This window comes from Arthrobacter sp. CP30, assembly GCF_053470025.1.
The window spans coordinates 121,687-134,411 of record NZ_JBQEMM010000007.1; the positions used below are offsets into that span (position 1 = coordinate 121,687).

The 12,725-nt window shown below is 67.9% G+C and carries 10 protein-coding genes and 3 tRNA genes; 2 read left to right on the plus strand and 11 right to left on the minus strand.

All coding sequences use genetic code 11. The annotated features are described in order from the left end of the window. Positions 1 to 116: 116 nt before the first annotated feature. A complete protein-coding gene (gene rpsB / locus ACTIMO_RS11170) occupies positions 117 to 1,052 on the minus strand; it encodes a 30S ribosomal protein S2 (RefSeq protein ID WP_448182455.1) in 936 nt (311 codons plus the stop codon). 775 nt (positions 1,053 to 1,827) lie between these two features. Here rpsB and ACTIMO_RS11175 point away from each other — a divergent pair. Beyond that, on the plus strand, positions 1,828 to 2,307 hold the full coding sequence (locus ACTIMO_RS11175) for a M23 family metallopeptidase (RefSeq protein WP_422391604.1): 480 nt from the start codon (positions 1,828 to 1,830) through the stop codon (positions 2,305 to 2,307). A gap of 12 nt (positions 2,308 to 2,319) precedes the next feature. Here ACTIMO_RS11175 and ACTIMO_RS11180 read toward each other — a convergent pair whose 3' ends face one another. From ACTIMO_RS11180 to ACTIMO_RS11210, 7 genes are all read right to left on the minus strand, one after another. Beyond that, complete coding sequence (locus ACTIMO_RS11180; protein WP_448182456.1) at positions 2,320 to 3,510, minus strand: acyl-CoA dehydrogenase family protein; 1,191 nt, start codon at positions 3,508 to 3,510, stop codon at positions 2,320 to 2,322. Between the two features lie 238 nt (positions 3,511 to 3,748). Next, a tRNA-Ile gene (locus tag ACTIMO_RS11185) sits at positions 3,749 to 3,822 on the minus strand. Between the two features lie 103 nt (positions 3,823 to 3,925). Next, the gene (locus ACTIMO_RS11190) at positions 3,926 to 5,149 is read right to left on the minus strand and encodes a glycosyltransferase (protein WP_448182457.1); all 1,224 of its coding nucleotides are present in this window, start codon (positions 5,147 to 5,149) and stop codon (positions 3,926 to 3,928) included. A 48-nt stretch (positions 5,150 to 5,197) separates the two neighbouring features. Then, entirely contained in the window at positions 5,198 to 6,073 is an 876-nt protein-coding gene (locus tag ACTIMO_RS11195) for a DMT family transporter (protein WP_448182458.1), read from the minus strand. Then, positions 6,061 to 6,684: a CDP-alcohol phosphatidyltransferase family protein gene (locus tag ACTIMO_RS11200; protein WP_448182491.1), complete on the minus strand. Its 624-nt coding sequence runs from the start codon at positions 6,682 to 6,684 to the stop codon at positions 6,061 to 6,063. The genes ACTIMO_RS11195 and ACTIMO_RS11200 overlap by 13 nt, the downstream gene beginning before the upstream one ends. Positions 6,685 to 6,808: 124 nt before the next feature. Next, on the minus strand, positions 6,809 to 7,633 hold the full coding sequence (locus ACTIMO_RS11205; protein ID WP_448182459.1) for a phage holin family protein: 825 nt from the start codon (positions 7,631 to 7,633) through the stop codon (positions 6,809 to 6,811). A 133-nt stretch (positions 7,634 to 7,766) separates the two neighbouring features. Then, positions 7,767 to 9,203: a sugar porter family MFS transporter gene (locus ACTIMO_RS11210; RefSeq protein ID WP_422391600.1), complete on the minus strand. Its 1,437-nt coding sequence runs from the start codon at positions 9,201 to 9,203 to the stop codon at positions 7,767 to 7,769. Between the two features lie 308 nt (positions 9,204 to 9,511). Here ACTIMO_RS11210 and ACTIMO_RS11215 point away from each other — a divergent pair, with 308 nt between their 5' ends. After that, positions 9,512 to 10,741 carry a multidrug effflux MFS transporter gene (locus ACTIMO_RS11215; protein ID WP_448182460.1) on the plus strand — a complete coding sequence of 410 codons (1,230 nt, stop codon included), beginning with the start codon at positions 9,512 to 9,514 and terminating at the stop codon, positions 10,739 to 10,741. 73 nt (positions 10,742 to 10,814) lie between these two features. Here the strand turns inward: ACTIMO_RS11215 and ACTIMO_RS11220 are convergent, their stop codons facing one another. The 3 genes from ACTIMO_RS11220 to ACTIMO_RS11230 all read right to left on the minus strand — a co-directional run bounded on the left by ACTIMO_RS11220 (position 10,815) and on the right by ACTIMO_RS11230 (position 12,679). Continuing rightward, positions 10,815 to 12,344 (minus strand): SDR family oxidoreductase, encoded by a 1,530-nt coding sequence (locus ACTIMO_RS11220; RefSeq protein ID WP_055772679.1) that lies wholly within the window; start codon positions 12,342 to 12,344, stop codon positions 10,815 to 10,817. Positions 12,345 to 12,483: 139 nt separating this feature from the next. Further along, positions 12,484 to 12,557: transfer RNA gene (locus tag ACTIMO_RS11225), tRNA-Asn, on the minus strand. A gap of 49 nt (positions 12,558 to 12,606) precedes the next feature. Further along, positions 12,607 to 12,679: transfer RNA gene (locus ACTIMO_RS11230), tRNA-Asn, on the minus strand. Between the last annotated feature and the right edge of the window lie 46 nt (positions 12,680 to 12,725).

A 12,725-nucleotide genomic window follows, 5' to 3' on the forward strand; every position in this document is an offset into this window, starting at 1 on the left:
TGGATCTACGAAGAGCTTGTGCGGGCCGCGGCCCGCCGTACAGGTGCCACGCGGTGAACACCTGCCGAACATGCGGAAGGGGCGTGGTTCGACCCACACCCCTTCCGCACCGTGGACTACTTGGTGTCGACGGCGGCTTCCGTCGCGGGAGCGACCGCGTCGGGAACCTCTTCCGCGATGGGCGCCTGCAGGCCGGCGGGCGCCTCGGGGGCTGCGGCCTCCGGTGCCTCGGCCGCTGCGGCCTCGGGGGCCTCGGCTGCTGCGGGCTCGGCAGCGGGCGCATCCGCAGTGCCCTGGAGCAGCTCGCGCTCCCACTCGGCCATGGGCTCGTCAGCCGTGGCTTCGCCGTTGCCGGAGCGGTTGTGGCGAGCCATCAGGCCCTCGGCCACGGCGTCCGCGATGACACGGGTCAGCAGGTTGACGGCGCGGATGGCGTCGTCGTTGCCCGGGATCGGGAAGTCGACCTCGTCGGGATCGCAGTTGGTGTCCAGGATCGCGACGACGGGGATGTTGAGCTTCTTCGCCTCGTCGATCGCGAGGTGCTCCTTCTTGGTGTCCACGACCCAGACGACCGAGGGAGCCTTGGTCAGGTTGCGGATACCGCCGAGGTTGCTCTGGAGCTTGGTGAGCTCACGCTTCAGGAGCAGGAGCTCCTTCTTGGTGTGACCCGAACCGGCGACGTCCTCGAAGTCGATCTCCTCGAGTTCCTTCATGCGCTGGATGCGCTTGGAGACCGTCTGGAAGTTGGTGAGCATGCCACCGAGCCAGCGCTGGTTGACGTAGGGCTGGCCCACGCGCATCGCCTGGTCGGCGATCGCTTCCTGCGCCTGCTTCTTCGTGCCGACGAAGAGGACGGTCCCGCCGTGGGCGACCGTGGCCTTGACGAACTCGTAGGCGCGGTCGATGTAGCCCAGCGACTGCTGGAGATCGATGATGTAGATGCCGTTGCGCTCGGTGAAGATGAAGCGCTTCATCTTCGGGTTCCAACGGCGGGTCTGGTGACCGAAGTGGACGCCGCTGTCGAGCAGCTGGCGCATGGTGACGACTGGCATGTCATGCCTTTCTTCAGCTTCGGCTCGGGCGCAGGGCGCCGCCTGAAGCTTGTTGACGGTTATCTCGGTGGTGGCCGGGGTGGACACCACGTCCTGGCACCTGTTCGTCGGGGACACACCCTCCCCCACCGGACTCAGCCGGACCGCGGGGTGGGCATTCCGCGCTCGTCGAGAGCATCGGATAGCAGGCACGCGTAGTCAGCCTGCGGTTTCCCAGGGCCCGGCGGAGCCAGAGGCATGACGGGATCGGAGCAGCAGACTGCTTGTACGAGTGTACTACAGCGGCACAGCCCTCCAGGGCGACCGACGGGCCACGGTGCGGGCAGGTATCCCCATCGCAGACCGCCCGCGACGGCCGGCGGGCCGCCCCGGCGTTGTCCACATATGGCGGCACAGCGTCGCTGTGGGCACCCCGCGCAGGAAGGCTGGTCCCATGAGCGAGGACTCCCCCGGAACCCATCCCGTGACCCGAGCCGGTACCGGTCCGAGTGAGCGCGCCCAGGACCGCCGGACGGCCGGGGGACGACCCGCCTGGCGTGCGGGCCGGGTGCTGCCCCTCCTCCTGCTGGCGCTGATCCCGGTCTGCCCTCCTGCGCAGCCTGTCGCGTCGGCAGGTCCCTCATTCGCGTCGGTCGGGTCAACCGCCGTCCCATTCGCGTCGGTCGGGTCAACCGCCGTCCGATTCGCGTCGGTCCGGTCCGCCGTCCCGCCGCCTGCAGGTGCACACGTCGCTCGATCGGTCCCGTCGGTCGGGTCGGCCGCGCGATCAGTCCCAGTGGTCGCGAACGTCGGACGGGACCCGTTCGTCGCCGCCTGGTCGTGGCCCCTCGTTCCGGTACCCGCCGTGCTGCGACCCTTCGAGAAACCTTCGCAGAACTGGAAGCCCGGACACCGGGGTGTGGACCTGTCGACGCGCGGCCTGCCGGCCGAGGTGCGCAGTCCGGCGGACGGTGTCGTGGCCTTCGCGGGGACGGTGGTGGACCGCGGCGTCCTGACGATCGACCATGGCGATGGCCGGAGGAGCAGCTTCGAACCGGTGAACACCACCCTGGTCGAGGGTCAGGCGGTGGGCGTGGGCGAGGTGGTGGCCACGGTGGTTCTGAGCCGGTCCGCGGCGATCCCGGGTAGCACGGTCCGGAGCCACTGCGGCGGACCGTGCCTCCACTGGGGAGTCCGCGTCGAGGAGGAGTACGTCGATCCGCTCGCCTTCGTCACGGACCGCCGCCCGTCCGTCCTCCTGCCGCTCGACGGCTGACCCGGCGTCGTGTCAGACGAAGGCGGCGATCCCCGTGATGGACCTGCCGACCACGAGAGTGTTAATCTCCTGCGTGCCCTCGTAGGAGTAGACGGCTTCGGCGTCGGAGAAGATCTTCGCCATCTCGTAGTCGGCCACGATCCCGTTCCCGCCGAGGATGTTCCGGCCGGCCGCGACACTCTCGCGCATGCGGGCGGTGGTGAACGCCTTCGCCAGCGCCGACTGCTCGTCCTTCGCCTGACCCGCATCCTCCAGCTGCGACAGACGCACCATCATCCCCATCGAACTCATCGCGTTACCGAGGATCTGCACGAGTTGCTGCTGGATGAGCTGGAAACTGGCGATGGGCCGGCCGAACTGCTCGCGCTCGACGGCGTACCGGCGGGCGACGTCGAACGCGGCGAGTTGCTGGCCGACGGCCTGCCAGCCGACCGCGAGCCTCGTCACTTTGAGCACCTTGTTGGTGTCCCTGAAACTGTTCGCGCCCTTGAGGTGGAAGTCGTCGGAGATGACGACGTCGTCCAGCACGATATCCGCGTTCTCGACGATCCGCAGGGCGATCTTGTTCTCGATCTTTGTCGAGGAGAAGCCCGGTGTCTTCGTGTCGACCAGGAACCCCTTGACCTGGTTGTCCGCGACGTCGCGGGCATAGATGACCACCCAGTCGGAGAAGGTCGCGTTACCGATCCAGCGCTTGGCGCCGTTGAGGACCCACGAGTTCCCGTCCCGGCGTGCCGTGGTCCGGGTTCCTCCCGCGACATCGGATCCACCGAGCGGTTCCGTCAGGCCGAAGGCGCCGATCTTCTTCAGCGCGTAGATGTCGGGCAGCCACTCCTCCTGCTGCTCCTTCGACGCCAGGGCTTCGATGGATCCGGTGAACAGACCGTCGTGCACGCCGAGGAACGTGGCGATCGAGGTGTCCGCGCGGGTGAACTCGGCGTGGGTGATCCCGGCGAAGAGGTTGGAGTAGCCCTGCCGGTACACCGGGCTCACGGGATCCAGTTCGGCGATCTTCGGGATGAGCTGCTGGGGGAAGGAGCCCTGGTTCCACCACTCCACCGCGTGCGGCCGGACTTCGGCGGTCAACCAGGACCGGATCTCCTCGAGCCGGGAGCGCTCCTTGTCGGACAGCAGCTCCTCGAACGCGTAGAAGTCGCCGTCCGCATAGGGCAGGTTGTTGATGTCGATCGACGTCTTGCTCATGGTATTCGCCTCACTCCGGTCGGCGGCGACCGGCACTCTCACTCGACCATGCTGTCCGCGTGGTGGGCGCGTGCTGCGCTCGAGCCCTATGTTACCCGCCAGTAACATAGGGCGCCAGTGGAGGCAGCACCCCTGAGGCAAGGATCCGAGGGCGGGAAGAGGCGTCGCAACGCAGAATGCGCCACCTCCGCGGAGATGGCGCATTCGGGTCAGGGTCGCCGATCACTCCGACGATGCGTAGGGCTGCTGGGGCTTGAACCCAGGACAAACGGATTATGAGTCCGCTGCTCTAACCAGCTGAGCTACAGCCCCCTGGGGCGGTCCACCCCTGGTGGCGACCGTCGGGCCGTCTCCGGACCCCGGTCGCGGCTCCCATTGTAGACAGACAGCGGTAGCCGTCCCGGTGCGACGCCGGTCAGGATCCCGCGGCGGCGCGTTGTGCCTCGCTGGGATGGTCGCTCGACAGGGTGCCGTAGTACAGGCCCTCGAAGGTCTCGAGCGTCGTGGTGATGTCATGCCTGCGCACGAGGTCACGGCTCGCCGCCCCCATCGTCCGCTGGTCCTCGGACGACTTTTCGAGGATCTCGGTGATGCGGCGGCCCAACTCATCGGAATCACCGGGGGTGAACAGGTACCCGTTCTCACCGTCGGACACCAGATGGGGCAACGCCATCGCATTCGCGAGGAGCACGGGGGTGGAAGCGGACATCGCCTCGAGCGTGACGAGTGACTGCAGCTCGGCTGTGCCCGGCTGGCAGAAGAGCGATGCGCGGATGTAGCTCAGGCGCAGTTCGTCGTCGTCGATCAGTCCCCGGAAGGTGACGCGATCGCTGATCCCGAGGCGAGCAGCCTGCGCCTGGAGCGCGGGCTTGACCTCGCCCCCACCGACGATCTCCAACCGCACGCGGAGGTGCTGCGGCGTCTTCGCGAGGGCATCGATGAGGACGTCGACGTGCTTCTCCTCGGCGAGCCTGCCGACGAACAGGACCGTGGGGTCCTCGTGCGGCTGGACCGTCTCCCCCGGCTGCACCTCGTAGGCAGCGGAGTCGATGCCGTTGCTGACAGCCAGGACCTCGCGCAGGAAGGCGTGGTCGTGCATAGCCTTGGCCGCGAGGGGCGTGGGGGTGGTGACCGCGGCGGCCTTGCCCATCACCTTGCCCATGTCCTTCCACGAGTTCCTGGCGATGACCCGTTTGAGCCACGCGGGGAACGGCAGGAACGGGTTGAGGTTCTCCGGCATGAAGTGGTTCGTCGCCACCACGCGGATGCCGCGCTTCACCGCCTCGTAGAGGGTGTACTCCCCCACCATGTAGTGGCACTGGATGTGGACGACGTCGGGCTGGACCTGGTCGAACAGCAGGCTGATGTCCCGCTTGATCTCCCAGGGGTAGCAGATACGCCAGTAGTCGTGCGTCGGTACGCTGTGCGAGCGGAGACGGTGCACGGTCCAGTCGCCACCGGGTTCCGTGTAGCTCCTGCCGTTGGAGACGCCCGGTGCGAGGACATGGACGGAGTGGCCTCGACCCGTCATCCCCTTCGCGAGCCGGTACCCGAACTGCGCTGCACCGTTCACGTTGGGCGGATAGGTGTCCGCGGCGATCAGGATGGTCAGAGGCTTGTGGTCGGCCTGGTAACTCACGCGTGGATCCCCTACGTCGGTGTGCTGGTCGAAACTGGTTCTCTCGGGTCAGCGCTGGCGCTTGACCACGTCGGGGTGGTGGCGGGACAGCGCGACGACCCCAACAATAGCAACGAGGGCCGCCGCGCCCATGCCCAGGGCGGTGACGGTGCGCACGTCCGGCTGCAGTTCCTCGAGGATCGTGATGCCCACGGCGATGCCGACGATGGGGTCGATCACGGTGAGTCCGGCGATGACGAGATCCGGGGGTCCGGTGGCGTAGGCGCTCTGCACGAACCAGGCTCCCAGCGCTGCGGCCGCGATGAGCGCCACCAGGCTCAGCGGCGGGACGTTGAGCAGGAAGCGCCCGTTCGGATCGAGCAGATGCCCGGCGACCAGCTTGGTGAGGACCGCGACGAAACCGAACAGCACCCCGGCGCCGAGGATGTAGGCGAAGGCGTTGAGCCGGTGCCGTCCGACGACGGCGAGCGATCCGAACACCGCGACCGCCGCCCCCAGCAGGAGCACGACGGAGAGTTCCTGCGCCGGATCGACGGAGTGGTTCTCGCGCGTCACGTTCACGGCGAGGATCACGAACAGGGCGCTGCCGGTGACGCAGGCCGTGATGGCTGCGACGGTCGGCCGGTTGATGCGGATGCCCTGGTCCCGCGAGTTGACGACGGTGGTGATCACGAGCGCGATCGCCCCGATGGGCTGCACGACCGTCAGGCTCGCGAGCGTCAGCGCGACGACATTGAGGGACGTGCCGGCACCGAGCAGGAGGAGCCCGAAGATCCAGCGCCGGTTGGTGAGCAGCCGCAGGAGCCCGGAACTGCTCAGTGACAGCCCGCCCGTGTTCGCACGGACGGCGCTGCCCTGGCGCTGCGCTCCGAACGCGAGGAAGACAGCGCCCAGCAGGGCGAGCCCGATGGCTAGGAGGGGCACGACTGCTGCTCGGCCTGCTCCAGCCGGTACTTGCGGTGAGCCGCCGTGAAGTAGGCGTAGAACGCGATCAGGTGCAGGACGCAGCCTGCGGCGAGCAGCCCCTGCGCGACCACGAGGAGCCACTCCTGACCGAAACCCTCGACGTGGTGGAGCAGCAGTAGCGGCGCACCCACCAGCAGCAGTGCCGTCCGGATCTTCCCGACGGTGAGGACCGGCAGGTGCAGGGGACCGCGGAAGAGGATCAGCGCGTTGACGATGATGATGACGTCCGGGATCACGATGGTCCAGACGAGCCAGGCCGGCGCGATGCCGGCGATCACGAAGGTCACCGCGACGACGATGAGCGCTGTGCGATCCGCCACGGGATCGAGCCAGGTGCCGATCACCGACACCTGGTTCAGTCGCCGGGCCACGTAGCCGTCCACCCAGTCCGTGCCACCCATGACCACCAGGGTGATCACCGCGGCTCCGAAACGCTGCTCCGAGATGAACCAGACGAACAGGGGGACTCCGAGGAACCGCACCACCGTGATGAGGTTCGGCAGGGTCCACGCCGTCGACAGCGCCACGCCCTCGCTGCCGGGCTGTGCGCCCGCGCCGATCAATCTCATCACCCGTGCCTCCCCTCCCATTATGCACAGGAAGCGGCCCCTCCCCCGTGACGTCCGCGGACTGCAGCGGGTCGTCGGGGGTGAGGGGCCGCCGGGGTGGAGCCGGAGCGCTGGTGGGCTCTCGCTACCTGCTGAGCAGCCGGCGCAACAGGACGAGCATCGCGGCGACGGAACCCGCGAGGACGCTCAGCGGCTTCCAGCGATCCGCGAGCGTCGTGTTGTGCGGGACGTCGCGGCGCACGGCGACGGCGGCGACGCGCCCGCTACCGGACCCGCCGGATGCGGCGCCGGTGGTCGATCCACCCTTGTCCGAGCGGTGCTTCGCCCCGTTCAGGCGTGCCTTGACGTCGACGCGGGCGCCGAGTGAGTCCCTAGCGTCGGCGATGTGCGTCCGGCGTTCACCCGAGCGGCCGCGCAGTTCCTCGTAGGACGGCGCCGGCTCCTTGGGCTTGGCGTCCTTCGCCTCGTCCTTGCGGTCCTTCTCCGCCTTGTCCTCCTTCGGCTTCTTGACGTCCAGCGTGGCGGGATCGAAGCTCCGGCCCTCCTTGAGGACGCCGAGGTCGTGGCGGATCCCGCGGATCGCGTCCTCGGGGATCAGCGGAAGCTGCTTCTTGAGCCGGGAGACGCCGATCAGGGCCAGGACGCCCCCGATCACCAGGAAGAGGGCGGCGACCAGGAGAGCGGCCAACCAGGCGGGCATGACCTCGGCGAGGCCCATGATGGCGGCCACCACGAGCGCGACGGCGAAGAACAGCACGAAGACGAGCGCGACGACCAGGAAAGCGGCGGCGATCCCTGCCTTGATGCCCTTCTGCTTCATCTGCTGCAGGGCGATCGAGACCTCGTCACTGACCTGCCGCGGTGTCAGGCGTGCCAGGAGCTTGATGAGACCGAAGAGCGAGAGCGAGCCCGTGGACCGCTTGCCGCGCGTACTGGCCGAGCTGTTCATAGGCCCTGCCTCCATTCGTAGGTTGTGTGCTGGACATTGGCTGAATCAAAATTACCATCGGGCCGTTGCCATGGTTCCGCTTCGACGGACGCGCGGGCAAGGGGACCCCGTGCCGCCCCGATGAGGTAGTGCGTCACGAGGTGGACGCGAGCTCCGCGTTGTCCTCGAGGTCCTTGCCCGCGAACTCGGGAAGACGGGTGCGGACGAAGACGAAGGACAGCACGGCGAAGACGGTGAACGCCGCGTACATGGTCCACAGTCCGAGATTCTCGCTCACCCACGGGAAGGTCAGGGTGACGATGAAGTTGAAGACCCAGTTGACCATCGTGGCGACTCCGAGCGCGATGGACCGGATCCGGTTCGGGAACATCTCACCGAGCGTCACCCACATCACCGGACCCCAGGTGGCGGCGAAGAAGATCACGAAGAGGTTCGCCCCGACGAGGGCGATCGGCCCCCAGGCGCCCGGCAGCGCGATGTCCTCCCCGGTCCCCTCCGCCTGGAAGAAGGCGAGGGTTGCTGCGAGCAGGCCGATCGCCATGCCGACCGACCCGATGAGCAGGAGCTTCCTGCGCCCGATACGGTCGACGAAGAAGATGGCGACGAAGGTCATGGCGACATTGATGACGGAGGTGATGACCGACGTCGTGAAGGAATCGCTCTCACTGAAGCCCACGGACTTCCAGAGCGTCGTGGAGTAGTAGAAGATCGCGTTGATGCCGACCAGTTGCTGGAGCGCTGCGATGGTCATGCCGACCCAGAGAATGGGTTGCAGTCCGAGAGCCGGCCCGCGCAGGTCGCGGTAGCTAGCACGGTCCTCGCGCTGGAAGCTCTCCCGGATGGAGGTGATCTTGCCCGCAGTGTCCCGGACCCCGGCGACGCGGGAGAGCACCCGGGCGGCCTCGTCGTCGCGTCCGGCCCGGATGAGGAACTGCGGGGACTCGGGGATGATCAGTGCCAGGACCCCGTAGACGACCGCCGGGACGACGCCGACCAGCAGCATCCAGCGCCATGCCGACAGCCCCCACCAGAATTCCTCCCCCGCGCCACCGGCGGCGCTCGCGAGTGAGGCATCGGACAGCAGTGCGGCGAAGATGCCGACCGTGATCGCGAGCTGCTGCACGGAGGCGAGTCCCCCGCGCCACTTCGACGGCGCTATCTCGGCGATGTAGCCGGGGACGATCACCGAGGCGATGCCGATGGCGAGGCCGCCGACCAGGCGCCACGCCATCAGGTCCCATTCGGAGAAGGCATACGCCGACCCCACCGAATTGACCGCGAACAGGAGGGCCGCGGCGACCATGACCTTCTTGCGGCCCCAGCGGTCGGCGAGCCCTCCGGCGAACCAGGCGCCCGCCGCGCAGCCGAGGAGCGTAATGGCGACCGTGAAGCCGAGGACGCTCGCGCTCAAGCCGAAGTCGGCCTGAATGGAGTCGACCGCCCCGTTGATGACCGCGGTGTCGAAGCCGAACAGGAGTCCTCCCACGGCAGCGGCGACAGTGATGCCGATGACCCTCGCCATGTGCTTCGGTGACTGCTCCGCCTGCACTCCCGCATCGTTCTCGCTCATGGTCGTATCTCCCTGCTCGTTCGGTGTCTGATCACCCTACGTCAACCACAAGCATGCTTAGCGAACGGGTACAACGCGCCGGTGGTGCAGCACTCCCCACCAGGTTGACGACGGTCCTAGGATGGAGGGGTATTGATTCGCCCCAGCAACCATCTTCCCGTCGTCCGGGTCGTCGGTCCTGGGGCTCGAGCCGCTCCGCCGTCGTCGCCGGGCCGCCGCAGTCGTCGCTCCGTCCGCGCTCCACCCGACCCGTCACCGTCACGTCCCGCGTCCCCCCGCCGGTACCGACCCTCCCGTTAGGCAGCACTGTGAGCACCACCACCCATCCCGGCGACACCTTGTCCCGGCGCGAGAAGATCATCTACGTCTTCATCCTCGGCACGTTGACGGCACTCGGTCCCTTCACGATCGACCTCTACCTCCCGGCGTTCCCCGCGCTGCAGTCGGACTTCGGCGTGCCGGAGGCAGCGGTGCAGCTGACCCTGACGGGAACGATCCTCGGCTTCGCGGGCGGACAGCTGCTCGTCGGGCCGCTCAGCGACAAGATCGGCCGCCGCCTGCCCCTCATCCTGGCCACCGCACTGCACGTCGGCGCCTCGATCGGAGCGGCGTCCTCCGAGGACATCACGATGCTCATGCTCTTCCGCGTGCTGCAGGGTGTCGGCGCTGCGGGCGGCGGCGTGGTGGCCATGGCGATGGTGCGTGACCTCTTCGGCGGCTACACCCTCGTGCGGATGCTCTCCTACATGGCGCTGGTCAACGGCATGGCGCCGATCTTCGCGCCGGTCATCGGCTCCCAGCTGCTCCTGCTGTTCCCGTGGCCGGGGATCTTCTGGTTCCTCGCGGCCTACGGCGTGCTCGTGATCGTCGCCGTCTCGCTGTTCATCATCGAGACCCTTCCGAAGGAGAGCCGGCGGCGCTCCGGACTGACGGTGGTCGAGCGCTACAGGGTCGTCCTGAGGGACAGGATCTTCATCGGCATCCTGCTCGTGGGTGGCATGAACTTCTCCGGTCTGTTCTCCTACCTGTCCGCCTCCCCCTTCCTCTTCCAGGGTCCCTACGGGCTGAACGAGCAGCAGTACGGCCTGCTCTTCGCCATCAATTCGCTGGGCATCGTCGCGGGGGTGCAGATCAGCTCCCGCATGCTGAGGCGCGTCGGCCCGCAGTGGGTGATCGCCGGGGCGACGGTCGTGCAGCTCAGCATGGCGCTGCTCATGATCGCGTTCGACCAGCTGGGACTCGGCTTCTGGGGCACCGCACTGCCGCTGTGGTTCTACATCATGGCGACGGGCTTCATCTTCCCCTGCGTGCAGGTCCTCGCGCTGATCAACAACGGCGCCCAGGCCGGGACGGCGGCGTCACTCCTCGGGGCCGTCACGTTCGGGCTGGCGGGAATCGTGTCGCCGCTCGTCGGGCTCCTCGGGGAGGGCATCGAGTCCGCGACACCGATGGCGCTGGTCATGGCCTCGTGCATCGCCGCGGCGATGGTGTTCCTCTGGTCGGTCGTCCGCCCGCGGACGGTGCCTGCGCTGCACTAGGACCAGAACCGGCACCGGCACCCGTGCCTGGCACCCGTGCCCTGGGCATAGGCACCGGGGAACCGGCGCCGACTCAGGCGGCGGCCTGCTCCGATGCCGTGGGCTCCGCCTCGCTGGGTAGCGCCTCCGCGGTCTTCGCGATGTTGCGGGCCATGGACGTGAAGATGAAGCCGTGGAAGGGCAGAACCGCGAGCCAGTACAGCCGGCCGGAGAGGCCCTGCGGGAAGAACACGGCCCGCTGGTAATAGGCACTGCCGGAGCCGTCCGGCTCCACCCTGAACTCGAGCCAGGCACGACCCGGCACCTTCATCTCGGCGCGCAGCCTGAGCCGCTCGCCCCGCACGAGCTCCTCGACACGCCAGAAGTCCAGGGCCTCGCCGGTGAGCAATTCCTTCGCATCGCGACGCCCGCGGCGCAGGCCCACTCCACCGGCCAGTTTGTCCATCCAGCCGCGCGCTGCCCAGCCGACGGGCCAGGAGTACCAGCCGTTCTCGCCACCGATGCCCTCGACGACGCTCCACAGCTTCTGCGGGGATGCCGTGGAGCTGTAGGTCTGGACGTCGGTGAAGACGGTGTGGCCCGCCCACTGCGGGTCCGACGGCAGCGGATCGGCCTCGGTGTCGATCTGGGACGCCCCGGCCCAGCTGGTCTCCACCTCTCCCCCGCGCATCTTCCCGAGGGCGAGGTCCACGGAGCGGCGGTAGCCTGTGAGGCCGCCCTCCGGAGCGGGGATGAACTCGTCGATCCCGTGCTCGGCGGTGACGGCGTCGTGCTGCAGCGATTCGATGAGCGGCATGGCCATGGCGCGCGGGATCGGCGTGACCAGGTTGACCCAGTGGCCGGCGAGGCGCGGTGTGAGGACCGGCAGGGCCAGGATCTTCCGGCGGGGCAGGCCCGCCGCCTCCGCGTACTGGTTCATCATCTCGGCATAGGTGAGGACCTCCCTCGACCCGATGTCGAAGGTCCTGTTGAGCGCGTCCGGCAGATCGAGTGCGCCGACGAGGTAGTGGATGACGTCCCGCACCGCGATGGGTTCGATGTGGTTCAGGACCCACTTCGGGGCGGGCATGACCGGAAGGACGTCCGACAGGTGCCGGATCATCTCGAAGGAGGCCGAGCCGGAGCCGATGACGACGCCGGCCTGGAAGGCGATGGTGGGCGTTCCGGAGTCGAGGAGGATCTTCCCCACCTGCGTGCGCGACCGCATGTGGGTGGAGAGCTCCACCCCTTCGGGGTGCAGCCCGCCGAGGTACACGATCCGACGGACGCCCGCGGCCGTGGCGGCCTCGGAGACCGTCGCGGCGATGGCGGACTCCCGCTTGTCGAAGTCCCTGCCCGAACCCATCGAGTGGACGAGGTAGTACAGCGTGTCGACACCCTGCGTCACGGTGCGCATGGTCTTCTCGTCCTGCAGGTCACCCTGCACGATGTCCACGGAGCCTGCCCAGGGGACGTCCTTCAGCTTCTGCGGGGACCGGACGATGACCCGCACCCTGCGACCGTCGGCCACGAGTTTGGTGACCAGCCGGCCGCCGATGTACCCCGTGGCTCCGGTGACCAGGATGAGCTTGCCGTCTGTGCCCTGCGTGCCGTCAGTGTCCATGCGCACAGACTACGCCCGGCCCCTGACAGCTCTTCCCCGGGACACCTCTCCCGTGGGATGAGCGCGGCCCCCGAAGCCGCTGCGGCAGGGCATGGAAAAGGCCCCCGACCGGTGTTTCCACTGGTCAGGGGCCCTGTTGCTCCTCCGACTGGACTTGAACCAGTAACCCTTCGATTAACAGTCGAATGCTCTGCCAAAGCCGCTGCGGCAGGGCATGGAAAAGGCCCCCGACCGGTGTTTCCACTGGTCAGGGGCCCTGTTGCTCCTCCGACTGGACTTGAACCAGTAACCCTTCGATTAACAGTCGAATGCTCTGCCAATTGAGCTACGGAGGAATGCGCAGGTACAACTCTACATACCTGCCGGGGGGATGTGAAATCG